19 protein-coding genes are annotated in these 22633 nt (G+C 70.6%); 5 read left to right on the top strand and 14 right to left on the bottom strand.

Features of this window, described 5'->3' with window-relative positions:
- From L8M95_RS16940 to infC, 11 genes are all read right to left on the bottom strand, one after another.
- Positions 1-477: a hypothetical protein gene (locus tag L8M95_RS16940; RefSeq protein WP_260487233.1), complete on the bottom strand. Its 477-nt coding sequence runs from the start codon at positions 475-477 to the stop codon at positions 1-3.
- Positions 474-1511, bottom strand: coding sequence for an N-acetyl-gamma-glutamyl-phosphate reductase (argC, locus tag L8M95_RS16935; RefSeq protein WP_260487232.1), 1038 nt, complete (start codon positions 1509-1511; stop codon positions 474-476). The genes L8M95_RS16940 and argC overlap by 4 nt, the downstream gene beginning before the upstream one ends.
- A gap of 86 nt (positions 1512-1597) precedes the next feature.
- Positions 1598-2380: a DUF2786 domain-containing protein gene (locus tag L8M95_RS16930; RefSeq protein ID WP_260487231.1), complete on the bottom strand. Its 783-nt coding sequence runs from the start codon at positions 2378-2380 to the stop codon at positions 1598-1600.
- Between the two features lie 91 nt (positions 2381-2471).
- Positions 2472-3311, bottom strand: coding sequence for a bifunctional hydroxymethylpyrimidine kinase/phosphomethylpyrimidine kinase (gene thiD, locus L8M95_RS16925; RefSeq protein WP_260487230.1), 840 nt, complete (start codon positions 3309-3311; stop codon positions 2472-2474).
- On the bottom strand, positions 3304-5838 hold the full coding sequence (gene pheT, locus L8M95_RS16920; protein WP_260487229.1) for a phenylalanine--tRNA ligase subunit beta: 2535 nt from the start codon (positions 5836-5838) through the stop codon (positions 3304-3306). The genes thiD and pheT overlap by 8 nt, the downstream gene beginning before the upstream one ends.
- Before the next feature lie 42 nt (positions 5839-5880).
- Entirely contained in the window at positions 5881-6930 is a 1050-nt protein-coding gene (gene pheS / locus L8M95_RS16915; RefSeq protein ID WP_120285900.1) for a phenylalanine--tRNA ligase subunit alpha, read from the bottom strand.
- 119 nt (positions 6931-7049) lie between these two features.
- A complete protein-coding gene (locus L8M95_RS16910) occupies positions 7050-8711 on the bottom strand; it encodes an ABC-F family ATP-binding cassette domain-containing protein (protein WP_260487228.1) in 1662 nt (553 codons plus the stop codon).
- The gene (locus L8M95_RS16905) at positions 8708-9547 is read right to left on the bottom strand and encodes an RNA methyltransferase (RefSeq protein WP_260487227.1); all 840 of its coding nucleotides are present in this window, start codon (positions 9545-9547) and stop codon (positions 8708-8710) included. The genes L8M95_RS16910 and L8M95_RS16905 overlap by 4 nt, the downstream gene beginning before the upstream one ends.
- A gap of 11 nt (positions 9548-9558) precedes the next feature.
- Positions 9559-9939 (bottom strand): 50S ribosomal protein L20, encoded by a 381-nt coding sequence (rplT, locus tag L8M95_RS16900; protein WP_260487226.1) that lies wholly within the window; start codon positions 9937-9939, stop codon positions 9559-9561.
- A 68-nt stretch (positions 9940-10007) separates the two neighbouring features.
- Positions 10008-10202, bottom strand: coding sequence for a 50S ribosomal protein L35 (rpmI, locus tag L8M95_RS16895; RefSeq protein ID WP_007630819.1), 195 nt, complete (start codon positions 10200-10202; stop codon positions 10008-10010).
- Positions 10203-10293: 91 nt separating this feature from the next.
- Positions 10294-10914 carry a translation initiation factor IF-3 gene (gene infC / locus L8M95_RS16890; protein ID WP_260487225.1) on the bottom strand — a complete coding sequence of 207 codons (621 nt, stop codon included), beginning with the start codon at positions 10912-10914 and terminating at the stop codon, positions 10294-10296.
- Positions 10915-11232: 318 nt separating this feature from the next.
- Between infC and L8M95_RS16885 the strand changes: the two genes are divergently transcribed.
- Positions 11233-11634, top strand: coding sequence for a DUF1844 domain-containing protein (locus L8M95_RS16885; protein ID WP_260487224.1), 402 nt, complete (start codon positions 11233-11235; stop codon positions 11632-11634).
- Between the two features lie 103 nt (positions 11635-11737).
- On the opposite strand, the gene uvrA is transcribed toward L8M95_RS16885, so the two are convergent.
- The gene (gene uvrA / locus L8M95_RS16880; RefSeq protein ID WP_260487223.1) at positions 11738-14767 is read right to left on the bottom strand and encodes an excinuclease ABC subunit UvrA; all 3030 of its coding nucleotides are present in this window, start codon (positions 14765-14767) and stop codon (positions 11738-11740) included.
- Between the two features lie 148 nt (positions 14768-14915).
- On the opposite strand from uvrA, the gene L8M95_RS16875 reads away from it, so the two are divergent.
- From L8M95_RS16875 to L8M95_RS16860, 4 genes are all read left to right on the top strand, one after another.
- Complete coding sequence (locus tag L8M95_RS16875; RefSeq protein WP_260487222.1) at positions 14916-15617, top strand: MBL fold metallo-hydrolase; 702 nt, start codon at positions 14916-14918, stop codon at positions 15615-15617.
- Positions 15618-15812: 195 nt separating this feature from the next.
- On the top strand, positions 15813-16892 hold the full coding sequence (locus L8M95_RS16870; RefSeq protein ID WP_260487221.1) for a DoxX family protein: 1080 nt from the start codon (positions 15813-15815) through the stop codon (positions 16890-16892).
- 164 nt (positions 16893-17056) lie between these two features.
- A complete protein-coding gene (locus tag L8M95_RS16865) occupies positions 17057-19450 on the top strand; it encodes an ATP-binding domain-containing protein (RefSeq protein ID WP_260487220.1) in 2394 nt (797 codons plus the stop codon).
- Positions 19447-19875, top strand: a complete 429-nt coding sequence (locus tag L8M95_RS16860) for a DUF732 domain-containing protein (protein ID WP_260487219.1) — start codon at positions 19447-19449, stop codon at positions 19873-19875. The genes L8M95_RS16865 and L8M95_RS16860 overlap by 4 nt, the downstream gene beginning before the upstream one ends.
- A 30-nt stretch (positions 19876-19905) precedes the next feature.
- Here the strand turns inward: L8M95_RS16860 and L8M95_RS16855 are convergent, their stop codons facing one another.
- Both L8M95_RS16855 and uvrB read right to left on the bottom strand, forming a co-directional pair.
- Positions 19906-20355, bottom strand: a complete 450-nt coding sequence (locus L8M95_RS16855; RefSeq protein WP_260487218.1) for a universal stress protein — start codon at positions 20353-20355, stop codon at positions 19906-19908.
- Between the two features lie 90 nt (positions 20356-20445).
- A complete protein-coding gene (gene uvrB / locus L8M95_RS16850; RefSeq protein ID WP_260487217.1) occupies positions 20446-22575 on the bottom strand; it encodes an excinuclease ABC subunit UvrB in 2130 nt (709 codons plus the stop codon).
- Positions 22576-22633 lie beyond the last annotated feature (58 nt).

Here is a 22633-nt window from a genome sequence, read left to right as displayed (position 1 = left end):
TCAGGCCTCTCCGGGCTGGTCGGGAAGTGTCAGGGTGAGACGGACGTCGGCGCCGCCGCGGTGGTGGAACCGGAACTCCACCCCATCGGCGGTGCGCGCGGGTTCCGGCCACGGGGACTGATCGGTGTCCGGACGGAAGACGAGCACCTCGATCGGGCCGGCCTCGGCATCCGACCGGGCGCTGACGAACCGGGCGACGTCCTCGGCGACCTCGTGCGTGAACGTGAAGTCCTCGCCGGGTCCACCGGAACCGGGACCGTCGAGCAGGACGACCGCACGGATCGACGGGACCTCGGCGCTGAGGACGCTCCACCGCAGTTCCGCGGCGTCGGCTTCGTCGCCGTCGACCTCCAGGACGGCCGTCGCGCCGGCGGGGGTGACCCAGAACACCGCGTTCTTCTCCACGGGATCGGACCACGCCTCGAGGCCGTGGGCGTGGCCCATGGGCGTCGCTCCGGACAGGGTTTCCGCACTCACGGGGCCAGCCCGACCGTACTGAGGCCGGCGGTCTCCGGGAGGCCGAGCGCGAGGTTCATCGACTGGATCGCGCCGCCGGCGGTGCCCTTGGCCAGGTTGTCGATCGCCGCGGTCAACACCGCCCGGCCGGCGCGCTCGTCGACCTCGATGCCGAGCTGTACCGCATTGGACCCGAGGACGGATGCGGTCATGGGCTGCACGCCCGCGGGCAGGACGTGGACGAACGGCTCGTCGCCGAACGCCGCGGCGTACACCGCGCGGAGTTCCTCGGCGGTCGCCGTCGTGGGCGCGACCGCGGTGGTGAGGATGCCGCGGGCCATGGGAGCGAGGACCGGGGTGAAGCTCACCGACACCTCCGCGTCGGTGACCGCGCGGAGGTTCTGGATGATCTCCGGGGTGTGCCGGTGGGTGGTCACCCCATAGGCCTTGGCCGAGCCCATGACCTCGGCGGCGAGCATCGGGACCTTGGCGGCCTTGCCGGCACCCGACGCGCCGGTCACCGAGACGATCGTGATGGCGGAGGGGTCGACGAGACCGGCCGCGACCGCGGGGAACAAGGCCAGCGTGGCTCCGGTGGGGAAACACCCCGGGACCGCGATACGACGGGTGGACCGCAGCGCCTCGCGCGCGCCGGGGAGCTCAGGGAGCCCGTAGGGCCAGGTCCCGGCGTGGTCGGAGCCGTAGTACGCCGTCCAGTCGCCCGCGTCCGAGAGCCGGAAATCCGCGCCCAGGTCGACGACGAGGACGTCCGGTCCGAGCTGTTCGGCGATCGCCGCGGAGTGCCCGTGGGGCAGACCCAGCACCACCACGTCGTGACCCGCGAGGGTGTCCGCGCTCGTTTCCACGAGGACGCGGTCCGCGAGCGGCAGGAGATGCGGGTGGTGCTCCCCCATCGACTGTCCGGCACTCGACCCGGCGGCGAGGGCGCCGATCTCGAGCTCACCCGAGGCGTAGGAGGGGTGCCCCAGGATGAGGCGGAGGAACTCCCCGCCCGCGTAACCCGAAGCACCTGCGACCGCTACCGTGATTGCCATACGCACGAGTATGCACTACTTCGCAATCTTTTGCATGTCGCAGGCCTGCCCCGTCCCGACCCCCGGGCCACCAGCCCTCGGCGGGCTCAGGCCCCGATCTGGCGCCGGCCACCCGCGAACCGGCTCTGCCCCAGATCCACCGAGCCACCGACCCGGCGCCCCTCCTCGATCCCGGACATACCGACCCGGCGGCGGGCGCCGCGCACGGCGGTCGGGAAGCGGCGGCGGAGTTCGGCATCCGCGCGCTGGGAGTCGGATCGCAGTACGAGCCCCGCCCCCGCGGCGTCCCGGCTGGAAGCCACCGCGCCCCGCTCGGCGGCCTCCAGCCGACGCCCCACCTCGAACGCGAAGCCGGTCATGAACGACTTGCGATGGGTGACGGCGGAAACCCCCGGGGCGGGCTGCTGGCGGGCGGCCGCGGCGAGCATCACCCCGGTGAGCGCCCCGACGAGCATGCCCACCCGTTCGACGTGGCGCCGCACGCCCACGATGTGCACGACCCGGGTGCCGTCCCCGCGGGCGGAGGTGACGGCCCGGCAGTGCATGGCCGTGGAGAGGGCGGCCACCAGGCCCACCTGGTCGGGTTGGTAACGGCCCGAGATCACGTGGTCGAGGACCGCCACCTCGGCGGCCGTGGTGTCCGGCCCGGTCCGCGCCAGCGCCTCGTCGACCCCGTACTTGGCGAGCAGCGCGTAGGCGCGTTCGAGCAGGACCTCGGCCTCCGGCGTGCCCGCCACGCTCTCGGCTTTGGCGAAGAGTTTGCGGACCCGTTCCAGAGCCTTCTCCGTGGGCGGTCGTCCCGCCGTCTCGTGGGCGCCCCGTGACGAGGTCCGGAAGTCGTCCTGGGAAGTGGTGTGGGAGGTGTTCACTGTGTACTCCTGATCGTCTCGGCCTTCTGGCGCGAGCGATATTCGCACAGGTGTACGACACCGTACGGTCGCGTCACGCAGCCGCCGCAGGTCAGTGGTGCAGGAACCACGTGTGGTCGAGCGGACCGGAACCGTGTCCCACGTCCAGCGCGAGCCCGCCCTGCAGCGCCCCGTCGATCCACGGCCGGACGCGACGGTAGGCCGCCTCCCAGTCGCGGGCCCCCACCCTGGCGGTGGCCAGCGCCGAGGACAGCGAACACCCGGTGCCGTGGGTGTGCGGGGTGTCGACGCGGACGAACGGGAGCCGCAGCGTCGTGCGCCGGTCCCCCTCGGACTCCACCAGCACGTCCTCGGCGCTGCCGTCCTCGAGGTCCCCGGTCGTGGCGAGCACCGCGCAGCCGGTCTGCTCGTGCACCAGTTCGGCCTGCCCGACGATGGTCTCGATGTGCTCCGCGGGTTCACCGCCGCACAGGACCGCGAGTTCCGGGACGTTGGGGGTGACGAGGTCGACGAGCGGGACGAGGTCGCGCAGCATCCGTGCCGCGTCGTCTGTGGCGAGCCTGCCGCCGGTGGTGGCGACCATGACCGGGTCGAGGACGACGTGGGGAGGTCGACGACGACGAAGCCAGTCGCCCACCGCCTCGACGAGCCCGGCTTCGCCGAGCATGCCGATCTTGACGGCGTCGATGGTCACGTCATCGGCAACGGCGTCGAGCTGGGCGATGACGATGTCGACGGGCACGGCGTGCACCCCGGACACCCCGACGGTGTTCTGGACGGTGACCGCGGTGACGGCACCCATCCCGTACCCGCCCATCGCGGCGACCGCCTTGGTGTCGGCGAGCAGTCCGGCCCCGCCGGACGGGTCCGTGCCCGCGATGCACAGCACCCGCGGAACCCGAGCCGCGGTGGTGGGTCCGTCGTCAACCACGCAGGCTCGCCCCCACGGCTGCCTCCGCGGCCTCGACGGCGGCGGTACGCCACGCGCTCGCCTCGTCCTCGGTGAGCGTGCGGTCCCCGGCACGGAACGTCAATGCGTAGGCCAGCGACTTGCGCCCGTCCCCGAGCTGGGCACCGGTGTACACGTCGAACAACCGCACGCTCTCCAGCAGCTCCCCGCCACCCGATCGGAGTGCCGCCTCGACCTCGGCGGCTGGGACCGCGGCGTCCACGACGAGCGCGACGTCCTGGTTCACGGACGGGAAGGGCGAGATGGTCGGGGCGGGCAGGACCTCGCGGGCGCCGATCGCGGTGAGGTCCAGCTCGACGGCGCAGGTGCGCGCCGGCAGTCCGAGTCGCTCGCACGCCGCGGGGTGCAGCTCGCCGGCATGACCGACGACCACGGCGACCCCCGCCCCTGCGTCCGACGACCCGTCGTCCGCCGCACCGGCGTCGACCAGGACCTCCACGCAGCGGCCCGGGTGCCAGGGCGCACGCTCGGCCGCCCGCACCTCGACCTCGGCGCCGAGGGCCCGGCCGACGATCCTGGCTGCCTCCACCGCGTCGAGTGCGTCGGCCTCCCGGCCCGGACCGAAGTGCCCGGCGGGCTCCCTCCTGCCGGTGTAGAGGGCCGCCACGTGGAGCGGCTGCTCGGGCAGGGACGCGGCAAGCTTGTCGCGCTCCCGGAGGGTCGGCTCACGGTCGACGGGCAGCATGTCCACCCCGGACGTGGCCGGCGTCCGGAACGACACCTGCGCGACGGAGAACAGCGCGAGATCGCGGGTACCGCGCGTGATGTTGCGGCGGGCGATCTCGACCAGCGAGGGCACCAGCGTGGTCGCCAGATGCGCCTTGTCGCTCTCCAGGGGGTTGACCACGGACATGGTGCTGCGGCGCTCGTCGTCGTCGTCCAGTCCCATCGCGTCGAACACCGCCGGATCGCAGAACGGGGAGGTCAGCACCTCGACGTGCCCGGCCGCGGCCAGGGCGTGGCCCACGGCGCGTCGGCCGCGCTGGACGGCGGTGAGGCCGCGACCGGCGGGAGCGGTGGGCAGGACCGACGGGATGTTCTCGAGTCCCTCCAGTCGCAGCACCTCCTCGACCAGGTCCGCGGGGAGGGTCAGGTCGGGGCGCCACGCCGGAGGGGTCACCTCGAGCAGGACGGCGTCGTCCCCGGCGACGGCGCAGCCGATCTGCTCCAACCGCCTGCGCGCGGTCCCAGCCGGGTACCCGACCCCCGCCACCCGGGAGGGGCGGTCGGGGTCGAAGGCGATCGTCGGCATGACGGGGGCGGATCCGACGTCCGTCAACGAGGCCTCCACGGTGCCGCCGGTGATCTCGGCGAGCAGGGTCGCCGCGCGGTCGAGTGCCGCGATGGACGCGGCCGCGTCGACCCCTCGCTCATAGCGCTTGCCCGCCTCGCTCGGGAGCTTGTGTCGGCGGATGGTCCGGAACACCGCGAGGGTGTCCCACACGGCGGCCTCGAGCAGGACGTCGGTGGTCTCGTCGGAGACCTCGGTGCTGGCGCCACCCATGACACCGGCCATCGAGATCGGTCCGCGGTCGTCGCAGATGACGACGTCCTCCGGATCGAGCGTGCGCTCGATGTCGTCGAGGGTCGTGAGCGTCTCCCCCGCCCGGGCCCGGCGGACGGTGAGCCCGCCCTGCAGACGCGCGGCGTCGAAGGCATGCATCGGGTGCCCCGACTCGAGCATGACGTAGTTGGTGACGTCGACGGCCGGGGAGATCGGTCGCACACCCGAGAGCAGCAGGCGACGGGCCATCCACCACGGGGTCCGCGCCGACGGGTCGATGCCGGTGACCCGACGCAACGCGAACCGCTGGGCCCCGGACTCGGCGGCCACCTCGAGCGGCCAGGTCTCCTTCTCCGACGGCAGCCCGAGTTCGGCCGCGGGATCGACGAAGTCGAGGTCGAAACCGCACGCGAGCTCGCGGGCCAGACCGCGGGCCGACAGGCAGTAACCACGGTCCGGCGTCACGTTGAGTTCGATCACGGTGTCCCGCTCGCCGGCGCCTGCAGCGAGAACCGGAGCCGCGGCGTCCCCGGGCTGGGCGGTGCCCTCGGCGAGGACGATGATCCCGCTGTGGTCTGAGCCGATCCCCAGCTCGGAGGCCGAGCAGATCATGCCCTCGCTCGGCCTGCCGTAGGTCTTGCGCCTGCCGATCTCGAACCCGCCCGGCAGGACGGTGCCCGGCAGCGCGACGACCACGAGGTCACCCGAAGCGAAGTTCCGCGCGCCACACACGATCTGCTGCGGCTCGTCGGCGCCCACGTCGACCAGGCAGAACCGGATGGGCTTCTTGAAGCCCTCCAGCTCCTCGATGCTGCTGACCCGGCCGATGGTGAGCGGGCCGGAGATCTCGGGCAGCTGCTCCGGCTCGCCCTCCACCTCGAGGCCGACGCGCACGAAGCCGGCGTCGAGCTCGGCCGGGCTCACCGACCAGCCGTCGTTGGCCCGCTGCAGGATCTCGGTCAGCCAGGACTGCGCAATTCGCACTGTGGGGTCCTTCGTCTTCTGGGGTGGGGTGGATGCGGCGGGTCAGGAGCGGATGCCGAACGGCAGGGAGAAGCGCACGTCGCCCTCCACCATGTCGCGCATGTCGGACAGGCCGTTGCGGAACTGCAGGGTGCGCTCCAGGCCCATGCCGAACGCGAAACCCGAGTACTCCTCGGGGTCGATTCCGCAGGCCGTCAGTACGTTGGGGTGCACCATCCCGCAGCCGCCCCACTCGACCCAGCCGGCGCCGCCCTTCTTGCGCGGGAACCACACGTCGACCTCGGCGGAGGGCTCGGTGAACGGGAAGTAGTTGGGCCGCATCCGGGTGCGGGTCTCCGGACCGAACAGGGCGCGGGCGAACGCGTCGAGCGCACCGCGCAGGTGCGCCATGGTCAGCCCCTTGTCGATCGCCAGGCCCTCGACCTGGTGGAACACCGGGGTGTGGGTGGCGTCGAGTTCATCGGTGCGGAACGTGCGCCCGGGGCACGCCACGTAGATGGGCGGTTCCCGGTCGAGCATGGTGCGGATCTGCACCGGCGAGGTGTGGGTGCGCAACACCTGCCGGCTGCCCTCGGGCGCGATGTGGAAGGTGTCCTGGAGGGTGCGCGCGGGGTGGTCGGGAAGGAAGTTGAGCGCGTCGAAGTTGTAGTGCTCCGCCTCGACCTCGGGCCCCTCGGTGATCTCCCACCCCATGGCCACGAACACGTCCGCGACCTGCTCGGTGATGATGGTGATGGGGTGCTGCGCGCCCACCGGCGCGCGCCCCGACGGGACCGTCAGGTCGAGCGTCTCGGCCACGAGGACGGCGGCGTCCCGCTCGGCCTGCAGTTCGGCCAGGCGGGAGTCGTACGCCTGCTGGACCCGGGTCCGTGCCACGTTGACGGCCTTGCCCGCGGACGCCTTCTGCTCCTTGGGCAGCGAACCGAGGGTGCGGCGGCCCAGGGCGATGGGGCTGCGGTCACCGAGGTGCGCCGTCTTGGCGGCGGCCAACGCCTCGAGGTCCGCCGCGGCGGCGAACGCGGCCTCGGCGTCCGCGGAGTACCGCGCCAGCGACTCCTCGTCGATCCGGACCTCGCCTGTGTCTTCGCTCACCGGTGCCCTCGTCCTCCCCGTCACGGCGGACTTCCGTCGACCGCCCCGCATCGGGGCCAAGACTAGTCGATCCCCGGTCCCGCCCCCGCTCCCCCCGGCGATGGCCGGGGGGAGCCGCGTCAGTGTCGTTCCCGCACCGACCCGGCGTCGACCAGCAGCTCGCGGGTCGCGCGGAAGGCGTCCCGCATCCGCCGGTCGTGGGTGATGAGCAGGACCGTGCCGCCGAACGCGTCCACGGCCTGCTCGAGCTGCTCGATCGCCGGCAGGTCCAGATGGTTGGTCGGCTCGTCCAGCACCAGCAGGTTCACCCCGCGCTGCTGCAGGAGGGCCAGCGCGGCACGGGTCCGCTCCCCCGGTGACAGTGACGCGCAGGCTCGGGCGACGTGCTCTCCACCGAGCCCGAACTTGGCGAGCAGGGTGCGGGCCTCGGTGGGGTCGAGGCCGGCCGGGTCGGCGGCGACGCAGAACGTGTCCAGCAGCGGGTCCGGCCCGCCGAACTCCGTCCGTGCCTGGTCCACCGTCCCGGGCTGGACCCCCGACCCGACGGTCGCGCGGCCCGAGTCGACCGACCGCTCCCCGGTGATCGCGGCGAGCAGCGTGGTCTTGCCCGAGCCGTTCGAGCCGCTGATGAGGATCCGGTCCCCGGCATCGATCTGCAGGGTCACCGGGCCGAGGACGAAGTCGCCGCGGCGCACGACGGCCTCGGCGAGCACGGCCACCACGGAACCGGAGCGGGGCGCCGTCGCGATCTCCATCTGGAGCTCCCACTCCTTGCGCGGTTCGGCGACCACCTCGAGGCGTTCCATCGCCCGCTCGGACTGGGAGATCTTGGCGGCCTGCTTCTCGGAGCGCTGGCCCGCCCGGTTCCGGATGTGCTTGTCGCGCTCCGCGTCCTTTCCGCCGGTCTTGCGCATCGTGTTGCGCACGCCCTTGTCCAGCCAGGATTTCTGTGTCTGCACGCGGTCCTTCAGCTGATCGACCCGGCCCGCGTACTCCTCGTAGGCGTCGCGGGCCCGTTGCCGTGCCAGCGCCCGTTCGGCGAGGTATGCCTCGTAGCCGCCGTCGAAGACGGCGATCTGCTGCTGGGCCGAGTCCAGTTCGACGATGCCGGTGACGCACCTGGCCAGGAACTCGCGGTCATGGCTCACCACCACCATCGGTCGGCGTTCGGCCTGCATGAACTCCTCGAGGACGGCCAGGCCGGCCAGGTCGAGGTCATTGGTGGGCTCGTCCAGCAGCAGGAGGTCGTACTGGCTGAGCAGCACGGCGCTGAGGTTCACGCGGGCGGCCTGTCCTCCCGACAACGCGGACATCGGCAGCCCCAACACCGCGTCGTCGAGCCCCAGCCGTGCCGCGGTGACGGGGATCCGCTCGTCGAGGTCGCCACCGCCGAGAGCCAACCAGCGCTCCAGGGCGTCCCCGTAGGCGTCCGCGGCGGAGTCGGAGTCCGCCATCTGCCCTGCCAGCGCGTTCATCCGCTCGAGCGCGTCCGCGACCCCGGTGACGCGGTGCAGGAAGTCGCGGACAACCTCGTCGTCGTCGCGCTCCACCTCCTGTCGGAGGAGGCCGACGGTGGCGTCCGGCGGGCTGAGGGTGAGTTCCCCGGTCATCTCGGCGACGGGGTCGCCGGCGAGGGCGTGGAGGAGGGTGGATTTACCGGCGCCGTTGGGGCCGGTGAGGCCCCAGACGTCCCCGGGTGCGACGACGAGGTCGAGCCCGCCGAACAGGGTCCGCGCCCCGCGGGTGGCGCCGACTCCGCGGGCGGTGAGGGTCCCGGTCACGATCCCGCCTGGAGCCGGGCGCTCGTGTGGAGGCAGATGGAGGCGGCGGTGACGATGTTCAGGCTCTCGGCCCTTCCACGGATGGGGATGCGGACGCGGAGGTCCGCGGCGGCCGCGAGCTTTTCGGGTACGCCGTGGGCCTCGTTGCCGAAGATCCACGCGGTCGGCCTGGACAGGAGGTCGTCCGCCCGCTCCACGTCCACCTCACCGTCGGCTGTGGCGACCGCCACCTGCAGACCCGAGCGGTGTGCCCGGTCGATGAGGTCGTCCTCGGCGATCCCCCGGACGACGGGCAGGTGGAACACACTGCCGGCGGAGGCCCGGACCGCCTTGGGGTTCTCCGGGTCCGCGCCGCCCTCCGTGAGCCAGACCGAGTCGGCGCCGAGGGCGTCGGAGACCCGGACCAGGGTGCCCACGTTGCCGGGCTCGGTCAGCGACTGGCCGACGGCGACCAGCCGGGGCGTCGGTGCGGCCACGTCCGCGGAGGCCGTGCGCACCACCGTGCGGCACAGGGCGACGATGCCCGTGGGGGTGACCGTGTCCGACAGCCCCTTCAGGGCCCTGTCGGTCGCCACGGACACCGGCACCCCGGACGACCGGGCGGCGTCCAGGAGGTCGGCGAACCGGACGAGAGCGTCCTCGGTGCAGAAGACCTCGATCGCGGCGCCGGTGGCCAGTGCCGCCTCGACGGAGTTGGCGCCCTCGGCGAGGAACCGGCCGGCCTTACGTCTGGCGGCGGCGCGGTGGAGCTTGGATGCGGAAACGACCCGCGGGGTCCGTTCGGTGAACGGATCCGCGGGTCGTCCCGTGCCCTGGGCGGGCGGAGTGTTCGTCAATTCGCCCCGCGTCAGGCAGCCGGCGCGTTGACGTCGGCCGGCAGCGCCTTGCGGGCGACCTCGACCAGCGCCGTGAAGGCGGCCGGGTCGGTGACGGCGAGGTCGGCGAGGACCTTGCGGTCGACCTCGACACCCGCGAGCTTGAGGCCCTGGATGAAGCGGTTGTAGGTCATGTCGTTGGCGCGGGCCGCCGCGTTGATGCGGGAGATCCACAGCTTGCGGAAGTCGCCCTTGCGCGCACGACGATCGCGGTAGCTGTAGGTCATCGAGTGGAGCATCTGCTCCTTGGCCTTGCGGTACAGCCGCGAACGCTGTCCGCGGTAGCCCTTGGTGGACTCGAGTACGGTCCGACGCTTCTTCTGGGCGTTGACGGCCCTCTTCACGCGTGCCACTGGTCAATCCTCACTGGTCTGGGTCGACCGCCTGCCGGCGGCCGGGAAGTTCTTCGAAGGTGGGGGGCTCAGAGCCCGAGAAGCCGCTTGATGCGGGGCACGTCGGCCGGGGCGACGTCCGTGCGGCCGTCGAGACGACGGGTGCGCTTGGTGGGCTTCTTCTCCATGATGTGGCGGCGGTTGGCCTGCTGACGCACCAGCTTGCCGGTTCCGGTCTTACGGAAGCGCTTGGCGGTGCCCTTGTGGGTCTTCATCTTCGGCATGATCGGTCTTCCTCACATGGTTCGTCCCGGAAGGCCCGGTGGGGCCTCGGGTGTGCGGACGTCGGGCGTCCGTGGTCTGGTCGGCGGGGGCCTACTCGGAAGCGGGGTCGGTGACCTTGGAGTCCTGGGCCTTGGCGCGGGTCTTGGCACCACGGTGGGGTGCCACGACCATGGTCATGTTGCGACCGTCCTGCTTGGCGCTGGTCTCCACGTATCCGTAGTCGGTGATGTCGTCCGCCAGGCGTTGGAGCAACCGGAAACCGAGCTCGGGCCGGGACTGCTCACGACCGCGGAACATGATCGTGACCTTGACCTTGGAGCCCTTCTCGAGGAAACGGACGACGTTCCCCTTCTTGGTCTCGTAGTCATGGGTGTCGATCTTCGGCCGGAGCTTCTGCTCCTTGACGACGGTCTGCTGCTGGTTCTTCCGCGACTCGCGCTCTTTCTGCGCCGCCTCGTACTTGAACTTGCCGTAGTCCATGATCTTGCACACCGGCGGGCGCGCGTTGGGCGCGACCTCGACGAGGTCCAGATCGGCCTCCAGGGCCAGACGAAGTGCATCTTCGACGCGAACGATCCCCACCTGCTCGCCCCCGGGGCCGACGAGTCGGACTTCGGGGACACGGATTCGTTCGTTGATACGTGCTTCGGCGCTGATGGGCCCTCCTCGGTAGTTACGGTGCTCTGCACACGACCACTCACGCGGTCGCACAACCGCCCTCGAGGACCCCGGCCCGCCGGCGACTACCGGTCAAACCGAGAAGGCCCCACGGTATGCCTACCGGGGGCCTCTCACTCCTCACCCGTCGACGAGGACACTTCCGCGATCGCTCGCAGCCCCTCGCCGGGGTGGTGACCATCAAACTGCCTTCCGGCGTCGGATGGTGGGAGATTAGGCTCCTCTTGGACGACGGAACCCGCTACGTAGCGGATTCCCACAGTCGATACATCACTGTACCAGTCTTGACCATTGCCCCCAAACCGGTGGCTGGCCACACGATGGGGATCGGTCCGTGGGACAGTGTTCGGCATGACCACCGATCAGCCCGCCTCCACCGACCAGGCCAGCACCGAGAACCTGCTCGAGGGGCACCTCGACGCCCGTGAGGTCGAGATCGTCGACCTGGCTGATGTCTCCGCGCAGGAGATCATCTTCCGCTCGATCGTCGTTCTCATGAGCGCCGCGGCCGAGAAGCTGGGGCTCTCCGACGACGACCCCACGTCGAGCCCGCGACTGGATCTCGACGAGGCACGCAAGCTCATCACCGCCCTCTCCGGTCTGGTGGCCGGGTCCGCCGAGCATCTCGGGCCCCAGGCCCGGGTCGTCAAGGACGGCTTGCAGGGCCTCCAGCGCGCGTTCCGGGAGGCCAGCGCCTACCCCGACGAGCCCGGCGAGGGCCCCGGCGAGAAGTTCACCGGCCCGGTCTACTGACCGCGCCCAATCGAGAAGGTCGGCGCTGAACCGGAAGATCGGCGCCGACCACGCCGCCCCCGGTGTTCCCGGTCCGGAACCGGCTGCCCGGACCGGGTACTCGTCAGCGTAGGGCTCGCGCCTTGCGGGCCGCTTTCGCAGCGGTCTTCTTGGCCGCCGCGGACGCGGGGGGCGTTGCGGGTGATTTCGCGGCCCGGTCCTTGGAGCCGGCCGTCTTCGTGGCGGCCTTCTTCTTGCCGGCCGTCTTCGCTGGCGCCTTCTCCGACTCCTCGGTCACCGCAGGGAGGACCTCCGCCAGGAACCGGCCGGTGTGACTCTCCGGAACGACCGCCACCTGCTCCGGGGTTCCCTCCGCGACCACCCTGCCGCCGCCGGCGCCGCCCTCGGGTCCCATGTCGATGACCCAGTCGGCGCTCTTGATCACATCGAGGTTGTGCTCGATCACGATCACCGTGTTGCCCTTGTCGACCAACCCCTGGATCACCAGCAGCAGCTTGGTGATGTCCTCGAAGTGCAGGCCGGTGGTCGGCTCGTCGAGGATGTACACCGTCCGACCACTCGACCGCTTCTGCAGCTCCGCGGCCAGCTTGACCCGCTGGGCCTCACCGCCCGACAGGGTCGGGGCGGGCTGGCCCAGTCGGACATAACCGAGCCCGACCTCGGTCAGGGTCTTGAGGTACCGGTGGATCGAGGTGATCGGCTCGAAGAACTCGCACGCCTCCTCGATGGGCATGTCCAGCACCTCGGCGATGGTCTTCCCCTTGTAGTGCACCTCGAGGGTCTCGCGGTTGTACCGCGCACCGTGGCACACCTCGCACGGCACGTACACGTCCGGGAGGAAGTTCATCTCGATCTTCAGCGTGCCGTCACCCTGGCACGCCTCGCAGCGGCCGCCCTTGACGTTGAACGAGAACCGGCCCTGCTTGTACCCGCGGACCTTGGCTTCCGTGGTGGCGGCGAACAGGGTGCGGATCTTGTCGAACACCCCGGTGTAGGTGGCCGGGTTGGAACGCGGGGTGCGTCCGATCGGCGACTGGTCCACCTGGACGAGCTTGTCGAACCCGTCCACGCCGTCGATCCGGGAGTGACGGCCGGGCACCTGCCGGGCCCGGTTGAGCTGATTGGCCAGCGAGGTCGCGAGGATGTCGTTGACCAGGGTGGACTTCCCCGATCCGGAGACACCGGTGACCGCGCACAGCACGCCCCCGGGAAACACCACGTCGACGTTCTTCAGGTTGTTCTCCCGGGCGCCCTTCACGCGAAGGCTCTTGTCGGGGCTCGGTGTGCGCCGCTTGTCCGGGATGGCGATCTCTCGCCGGCCGGCGAGGTAGTCACCGGTCAGCGACTCGGAGTTGGCCAGCAATCCCTTGTAGTCGCCCGAGTGGACCACCCGTCCCCCGTGCTCCCCGGCGAGCGGTCCGATGTCGACGATCCAGTCCGCCGATCGGATGGTGTCCTCGTCGTGCTCCACCACCAGCAGCGTGTTGCCGAGGTCGCGCAGCCGGACGAGTGTGTCGATGAGTCGGCGGTTGTCCCGCTGATGAAGTCCGATGGACGGTTCGTCCAGGACGTAGAGCACTCCCGCGAGACCCGATCCGATCTGCGTGGCCAGTCGGATCCGCTGGGCCTCGCCCCCGGACAGGCTGCCCGCGACGCGGTCGAGTGACAGGTAGTCCAACCCCACGTCGAGCAGGAAGCCCATTCGTGCCTGGATCTCCTTGAGGACTCGACCGGCGATCATCGCCTGGCGGGAGTCGAGTTCGAGTCCGCCCAGGAACTCCGCGCAGTCCTCCACGGACATGCGGCTGATGTCGGCGATCGAACGCTCCTGCCCCCCGGGCCCGGCGAGGGTGACGGCGAGGATCTCGGGTTTGAGCCGGGTGCCGTCGCATCCGGGGCACGGGACCTCGCGCATGTACCCCTGGTAGCGCTCCTTCTGCGACTCCGATTCGGTCTGCTCCAGGCGCCGCTTGAGGAACGACATCACGCCCTCGAATTTGGCGTCGTAGGTCCGCACGCGCCCGAACCGGTTGCGGTACTGCACCCGGACCTTCGTCGGCGCGCCTCCCATCACGGCTTTGCGGACCTTCGCGGGCAGGTCCTGCCACGGAGTGCGGAGGTCGAATCCCATGTCGCCGGCGAGCCCCGTGAGGAGCTGTTGGAAGTAGTCGGCGCTCTGTCCGCCGGACCAGGGGGCGATCGCACCGTCGGCGAGCGAACGCTCGGGGTCGGGGACGACGAGGTCCGGATCCACCTCGAGGTGGGAGCCGAGGCCGTCGCACACCGGGCAGGCACCGTAGGGGTTGTTGAACGAGAAAGCCCGGGGCTCCATGTCGTCCAACGCGATCGGATGGCCGTTCGGGCAGGCCATGTGCTCGGAGAACCTGCGGTGACGGGCCGGATCCGATTCCTCGAGGTCCACGTACTCGATCACGATCACGCCATCCGCCAGACCGAGCGCGGTCTCCACGGAGTCGGTGAGCCGCTGCCGGGAGGACGACTTGGCCGCCAGCCGGTCCACGACGACCTCGATATCGTGCTTCTCCTGCTTCTTCAGCGTCGGCGGCTCCGCGAGCGTGTGCAGCTCGCCGTCCACCCGGACGCGGCTGTACCCGTCGGCCGCGAGTTGCGCGAAGAGGTCCACGAACTCGCCCTTGCGGGTCCGCACCACGGGGGCGAGCACCTGGAACCGCGCGCCCTCCTCCCCCTCGAGGATCTGGTCGACGATCTGTTGCGGCGTCTGGCGGGAGATCACCTCCCCGCAGGTGGGGCAGTGCGGGATCCCCGCGCGGGCGTAGAGCAACCGCAGGTAGTCGTGCACCTCGGTGATCGTGCCGACGGTCGAGCGAGGGTTCCGGTTGGTCGACTTCTGGTCGATCGACACCGCCGGAGAGAGGCCTTCGATGAAGTCGACGTCCGGCTTGTCCATCTGTCCCAGGAACATCCGGGCGTAGGAGGACAGCGACTCCACGTAGCGACGTTGGCCCTCGGCGAAGATCGTGTCGAACGCCAGTGAGGACTTGCCGGATCCCGACAGCCCCGTGAACACGATCAGCGAGTCGCGGGGGACGTCGATGTCGACGCCCTTGAGGTTGTGCTCCCTTGCGCCGCGGACGACCAGACGGTCCACCATGGGTTCTCCTTCCGAGTCGGGAGGCCGCCACGTACCCGTGACGAAAGCCGCACCTGCCGCATGGCTGCCGATCCCGCAGACGAAGGTACCAACGTAGTACGACACGGTTCCGGCCACCGACTCCGTCCGCCGTCGGTAGCCTGCAGTTATGGCGAATCCCACCGAGTCTTCATCCGACCGCATCACCCTCACCGAGGGTTACTCCGGACGCACCGCCGGCCGACTGACCGGCGAGCGATGGACCGTGGGTCCCGCCCGGCTCTCCAAGATCTCGGTCGGCGAGATGGACAACAACGTCTACGTGATCGAGTCCACGGCCACGGGCGAGGTGCTGCTCGTCGACGCCGCTGACGACGCGCCACACCTCGTCGCGCACCTGCGGGACCGCGCGCCCGGTGTCAGGGAGGTGCTCACCACGCATCTCCACGCCGACCACTGGATCGGGCTCGCCGAGACGGTCGACGCCCTGGGCCTGACCACCATCGCCTCCCCCGGCGACGCCGGGGGCATCGACGTCCCCACCGATCGCCACGTCTCGCACGGGGACGAGGTCGTGGTCGGCGACCTCCGGCTGGAGGTGATCGGACTACGGGGCCACACTCCCGACGGGATCGCGCTGGTATTGCGCACCGACGCCGGAACCCACCTGTTCTCCGGGGACTCCCTCTTTCCGGGCGGGCCGGGGAAGACCGGATCGGAAGACGATTTCGCCCAGCTGATGAGTGACCTCGAGACGCGGATCTTCGACGCCCTCGCCGATGACGTGGTGGTTCATCCCGGTCACGGGGACGACACCACCATCGGAGCCGAACGGCCGCACCTGACGGAGTGGCGCGAGCGCGGCTGGTGACGACGATGGCGTCGCCGTCCCCTCCGCCCCGTGGCCCGTCATCCAATCGTTATCAAACGGCCGCCGTGCGCGATCAGCGCAGCGCACTCCCCCGCTGACGGACCGACCACGGTCCGCGGGGCAACGCGACCGGAGGCGCCCTCCCCGGGTTCGGGCTAGGTTCGACCACGCACTCCCACTTACACAGGAGGAACGATGATCCGACGACTCGCACGACCCATGCTCGCCACGGTGTTCGTCATCGACGGCGTTGAGACGCTTCGCAATCCGCAGGCCCATGTCGCCGACGCGGCCCCGCTCGTCGACAAGGCCACCCCCCTGGTGGAGAAGGGTGAACAGGCCGTCAACGAGGCGGTCTCCGCCAACGTGCCGCCCGTCCCCAAGGACACCGAGACGCTCGTCAAGGCCCTGGCCGGGGTCAAGATCGGCGCGGGAGTCCTGTTCGCGCTGGGCAAGGCCCCCCGCCTCTCGGCAGTCGCCCTCACGGCCGCGCACGTGCCCTCGACCATCAGCCGCCACGCGTTCTGGATGGAGTCCGACAAGGCCGCCCGCAGCCGCAAGACCACCGGTCTGGCGACCGACGTGGCGCTCCTCGGCGGGCTCGTCCTCGCGTCGGTCGACACCGCCGGCCAGCCCGGTGTGGCGTGGCGCGCCCGTAAGGCCGGGGACAAGGTGGCCGCCAGGCTGCCCGGCGCCAAGGCGGAGTCCGCCGCGGCCGGCGCCGCTCTCGCCGGTGTCGCCCACACCGTGGCCGATCAAGCTCGTGGCGCCGCGGACACCGTCCGTGACAAGGCGCCCGAGGTGGCCGAGACCGTGCGCGCGAAGGCCCCGGTCGTCGCCGATCAGGTCCGCGACCAGGCGACGGGTTTCGCCGGGATCGTCCGAGAGACCGCCCCGGTGGTCGCCGCAACCCTTCGGGACCGGGCGAGCGCTGCCCGGGAACAGGCCGCACCTCTCGCTGCCCAGGTCCGCGACCAGGCGGGGGCCGTGGCCCACGCAGCGGCCGAGGAGGCGCGGCCCTACACCGCACAGGTCCGCGACCAGGCCGGTGCCGCCGCGCGGCTCGCCGCGGTCCAGGCCGAGGACGCCCGCAAGGTCGCGCAGGCCAGGAAGAAGGTCGCGGAGAAGGACGCTCGCAAGAAACTCGCCCGGGCTGGCAAGGACGCCAGGAAGAAGTCCGCCCGGTTCGAGAAGGAGGCCGGCAAGAAGGCTTCCGAGGCCAAGAAGATGACGGACGAGGTCCGCGAGAAGGCCGCCGACGTCATCCGTCCCTGACACCCCGGGGCCCCGCCCCCACCCGGAATGACCGCCGGCGACCCCACGCCGCCCCCGACGACCCCGCCCGCACCCGGGCGGGGTCGTCGTCGTGGGAGCACCCGCCCGGTTCCCGGTAGCCTGGTCATCCTGCCCGAACAGCCCTCACCCCGGAAGGAGCGCCCGTGACGGGACACGATGCCGTCGACGAGGAACAAACTCACCTCGGTCGTCTCCTCGACCGCCTGGACGAGCTGAAGGCGGATACCCGCGCACGCCTCGACGCTGTCCTGCGCGGATCCGGTGGCACCCCCCAGGCGAGGTCGGAGCGGGAGTCCTACGCCCGCCTCTACTCGTCGGAGCTCGCGGCGTACGGCGCCGCCAATCTGGGGCTGTACTTCGGCCGGTTGGACATGGCCGACGGTGAGGTGCGCAGGATCGGGCGCGTGGGGCTCCGCGACGACGACGAGGACCTCACCACGCTGCTGCTCGACTGGCGTGCCGACCACAGTCGCCCCTTCTATCTGGCCACGACGGCCCGGCCGGAGGGCGCTCACCGCCGGCGCCACCTGCGTACCATCGGTCGCCGGGTGATCGGGATCCACGACGAGTACCTCACGGCCCCCGCCGACTGCGAGCTTCCGGAGGACCACGACGACGTGGTGGGCGAGTCCGCCCTGCTCGAGGCCCTGGACTCCGCACGGTCCGCGCACATGACCGACATCGTGGCCACCATCCAGCGGGAACAGGACGAGATAATCCGCAACCCACACGCCGGGGTGCTCGTGGTCCAGGGTGGACCGGGCACGGGCAAGACCGCCGTGGCACTGCACCGCGCGGCGTACCTGCTCTACACGCACCGCCAGCGACTGGACCGGAGCGGTGTGCTCATCGTCGGACCCAACGCGCGATTCCTCGACTACATCGCGCGCGTGCTGCCGTCCCTCGGTGAGTCCGGCGTCGTCCTGCGCACCCTCGCGGACCTCTACCCGGGCATCCGCGCCACCGGCCCGGAGACCCTGCGCGGGGAGGAGGTCAAGGGCTCGGGCGAGATGGTGGGCATCCTCAAGGCGGCGGTCCGGGCCCGCCAGCTGGCGCCGGAGGCCGACGTCGTGGTGCGGGTCGAGGGACACGATCTGACCCTGACCCCGGCGATGGTGCGGGCGGCACGGGGACGCGGCCGGATGACCCGACGACCCCACAACCAGTCCCGCGGCGCGTTCGAGACCCGGATCATCGATGCCCTCACCGAGCAGTACGTCGCCGCGCTGACCGATCCGGTCGGGCACGCGGAGGACGAGGCGTGGTCGCCGGATGGGGACGGTGTCGGTGACCTCGGCGATCCCGCCCGACCGTTGCTGGACGCCGACGACCGCGCCGAACTCCGACGCGAGGTGGAGGCCTCCCGCGAGGTCATGCAGGTGATCGATGAGTGGTGGCCCGTTCTCCGACCCGAGCAGCTCCTCGCCGATCTGCTGTCGAGCCGCGAGCGGATCGCCGAGGCGGCGGGCGACTACGTCGCGGAGGACCAGGACGCACTGTTCCGGGAGGACGGCACCGCGTTCTCCGTCGCGGACGTCCCGCTCCTGGACGAGCTCGCAGAGCTCCTCGGGGACGACCCGACCGCCGAGGGCAGTGAAGCGGACCGAGCGTGGGAGGAGCAGCTGCGGCAGGCCGAGGAGGCACTCGAGATCCTCACCGGTTCGGCCGTGCAGGACATCGAGGACGACCTCGATCCCGAGGTGCTCATGGCCTACGACGTCGTCGACGCCGAGTCCCTGGCCCGCCGCCACAGCGCGGATTCCGACCTCACCGTGGCCGATCGTGCCGGTGCGGACCGGACATGGGCGTTCGGACACGTGATCGTCGACGAGGCCCAGGAGCTGTCCACCATGGCGTGGCGGGTGCTCATGCGTCGCTCCCCCAACCGGTGGATGACCCTGGTCGGGGACGTCGCCCAGACCTCGAGCCCGGCGGGCATCGACTCGTGGGATGACGCGTTGTCGCCGTACGTGGACGATCGGTGGGTACTGTCCGAACTGACGGTCAACTACCGCACCCCGGAGACCATCTCCGCGGTGGCCGAGCTGCTTCTCGCCGAGATCGACCCGCAGGCGCGCTCGCCCCGGACGGTTCGTCCGGGGCGGCGGCCGGTGGCGTGGATCGAGCCTGATGCCCGGTCGGTGGAGCAGGCGGTGGCCGAGGAGGTCACGGCGGTGCCCGCCGAGCGGGCGGTGGCGGTATTGCTGCCCGACCCCGGGGGCGACGACACGGTGGATGGAGACGACGACGCGAAAACCGGCGCGGGCTGTCCCGCCGTCCGCGAGGCCGCCGAACTGGCTCGGCCGGGCACCACGGTGTTACCGCTGGCTCTGGCCAAGGGGCTGGAGTTCGATGTCGTCGTGGTGGTGGACCCCGAACGGGTCCTCGCACGCTCTCCCCAGGGGGTCCAGGACCTCTACGTCGGCGCCACCCGGGCCACGCAGGAGCTCGTCCTGATCCAGCCGGGTGGCTTCGGCCCGCTACTCTCGGGTATCCGGGACAGCCTCGGCGACAGTGCACAGGAGCTCACCGCATGACCGACAGCAGACCACGCGTGCTGGGGGCGTCGGCCCTCGTCGCCCTCGCGGCCGTGGCCGGCGCGTGCGGCACCGGTGCCGAGGATCCCGCCGGCACGATGTCCACCGTCGCCGCATCCGGATTCGGATCCGAGTCCTCCGAACAGCTCCCCCCGGAGGACCGGATCGACACACGGACCGACGAGGAGCAGGCGTTCCTCGCCGATCTTTCCGGCTTCGGCCTCCCCACCGAGATGACCGCGGCCACCACCGTCGAGGTGGGCGTCGGAATCTGCAGGGGGATCGCCGACGGGGCGGACACCGAGACGATCCTCGACCGGATCCGTCCGCTCACCAGTGCGATCGCAGCCCAGACCCCGGACCTCGACACCGCAGAGGTGGGTCGGGCGATCGTCGATGCGAGCCGGACCCACCTCTGCGACTGACCACCGCGCCCCGGGTGGGGCGAGGCGGTCCTAGGTGGTGTGGACGATGAGTACGTCGCAGGTCGCGCGACGGGCGGCATCCGCGGGCACGGACCCGAGCAGCCGACCCGTCAGCGAGTTGAGGCCCTTGTTGCCCACCACGAGGAGGTCGGCGCCCACCTCGTTCGCCAGCTTGATGAGTGATTCCACGGGCGCGCCCTTCACGGTGCGCGCCTCGATCCTGTCGGCTCCGGCCTTCAGGGCCCGGTCCTTGGCGCCCCGGACGATGTCCTCGGCGGGATTGTCCCCACGGATCTGGTAGGCGTCGTCACCGAGCTGGTCCGCGGCCTGGCTGACGGACCGCGGATCGGCGGGCACGTAGGCGCAGGCGATCACGAGGTCGGCCGAGGCGTCGGCGGCCAGCTGTGCGGCGCGGTCGACGGCTCGGTAGGACGACTCGGAACCGTCGGTTCCCACCACCACTTTGGTGTAGGCGCTCATTTGCTTCCTCTCCTCGGGAACACGTTTCACCCAGAGTAGTCGGACGACGCGCCCGACGGGCGGGGTAAACGGGCGAGAAACCGGTCCGGGTCAGTCGATCCCGGCCTCACGCATCCCCTTGAGTTCCCTGCGCAACTCCGCGATCTCGTCGCGCAATCGGCCCGCCAGTTCGAACCGCAGGTCCGTGGCCGCGGACATCATCTGCTCGGTCATCTCCTCGATGAGCTTCTCGAGCTCCTTGCGGGGCCGCGCCGACCCGTCGGCCGCCCGGGCGCCCACGAGCTCCGGTCGGTCCTTGGGATCCGCGTCGTCCCCGCGTTCCTCTCCGACCCGGTCGAGGATGTCGGCGATCTTCCTGCGGAGCGGCTGCGGGTCTATACCGTGCTCGGTGTTGTACGCGACCTGCTTCTCACGCCTGCGATCGGTCTCGTCGATGGCCTGCCGCATGGCCTCGGTGACCGAGTCCGCATACATGTGGACCTCACCGGAGACGTTGCGGGCCGCACGCCCGATGGTCTGGATGAGCGAGGTGGCCGAGCGGAGGAAACCCTGCTTGTCGGCGTCCAGGATCGCCACGAGCGAGACCTCTGGCAGGTCAAGTCCCTCCCGGAGCAGGTTGATGCCGACCAGGACGTCGTACTCTCCGCGCCGGAGATCCCGGAGCAGCTCCACCCGCTGGAGGGTGTCGATCTCCGAGTGGAGGTACCGCACGCGGATCCCCAGTTCGAGCAGGTAGTCCGTGAGGTCCTCGGACATCTTCTTGGTCAGCGTGGTGACCAGTACCCTCTCGTCGCGCTCGGCGCGCTGACGGATCTCGCCGATCAGGTCATCGATCTGGCCCTTGGTGGGTTTGACCACGATCTTCGGGTCGACGAGGCCGGTCGGCCGGATCACCTGCTCGACGAACTCGCCGCCCGCGCGGCCCATCTCGTAGGGCCCCGGCGTGGCGGACAGGTATACGGTCTGCCCCACCCTGCCCGAGAACTCCTCCCAGGTCAGCGGACGGTTGTCGAGTGCGGATGGTAGACGGAATCCGAAGTCGACGAGATTGCGCTTGCGGGATGCGTCGCCCTCGTACATGGCGCCGATCTGCGGCACGGTCACGTGGGACTCGTCGATCACCGTGAGGAAGTCCTCGGGGAAGTAGTCGATGAGCGTGGCCGGGGAGCTTCCCGCCGGCCGCCCGTCGATGTGCCGCGAGTAGTTCTCGATGCCGGAGCAGAAGCCCACCTGTTGCATCATCTCGATATCGTAGGAGGTCCTCATCCGCAGCCGCTGCGCTTCGAGCAGTTTGCCCTGCTTCTCCAACTCGGCGAGCCTCTCCTCCAGCTCGGCCTCGATGGAGGCGATCGCCTTGGCCATCCTCTCGGGACCGGCGACGTAGTGGGTGGCCGGGAAGATGCGCACCTCGTCGACCCTGCGGACGACGTCGCCCGTCAGCGGGTGGATGTAGTACAGCGCATCGATCTCGTCGCCGAAGAACTCGATGCGGACGGCGAGCTCCTCGTAGGTCGGGATGATGTCGACGGTGTCGCCCTTGGCGCGGAACGTGCCGCGGGTCATGGACACGTCGTTGCGTTCGTACTGGACATCCACCAGTAGTCGGAGGAGCTGGTCACGGTCGACCTCCTGCCCGATGGACAGGGCCACCGACCTGTCCAGGTACGACTGGGGGGTGCCGAGTCCGTAGATGCACGAGACGGAGCTGACGACGACGACGTCACGCCTGGACAGCAGCGACGAAGTCGCGGAGTGCCGAAGCCTCTCCACGTCATCGTTGATGGACGAGTCCTTCTCGATGAAGGTGTCCGTCTGGGCGATGTACGCCTCAGGTTGGTAATAGTCGTAATAGGAGACGAAGTACTCGACCGCGTTGTTGGGCAGCATCTCGCGCAACTCGTTGGCGAGCTGCGCGGCGAGCGTCTTGTTGGGCGCCATCACCAGGGTCGGCCGCTGCACCTTCTCGATGAGCCACGCGGTGGTCGCCGACTTGCCGGTGCCCGTCGCACCCAGGAGGACGATGTCGCGCTCTCCCCGTGCCAGGCGCTCGGTCAGCTCCGCGATCGCGGTGGGCTGATCGCCCGACGGGGTGAATTCGCTCACCACCTCGAAGCGCGTCGTGCTCCGTTCGACGTCGCCGATCGGTCGGAATTCCGAATAGGAGAGCACTGTCGGGTCGGCGGGGACCCCGTCGTCGGGGATCTCGGTCGCGAATGCCATGTCACCAGCGTACGAGCAGCTGTTCACCCCCGCCCACCGGAGTTCCCGGCTCAGATGT

The organism is Dietzia sp. B32, from assembly GCF_024732245.1.
Taxonomy (GTDB): Bacteria; Actinomycetota; Actinomycetes; order Mycobacteriales; family Mycobacteriaceae; genus Dietzia.
Note: the sequence above shows the minus strand (reverse complement) of the source record. Positions and strands in the feature narration are given on the sequence as shown.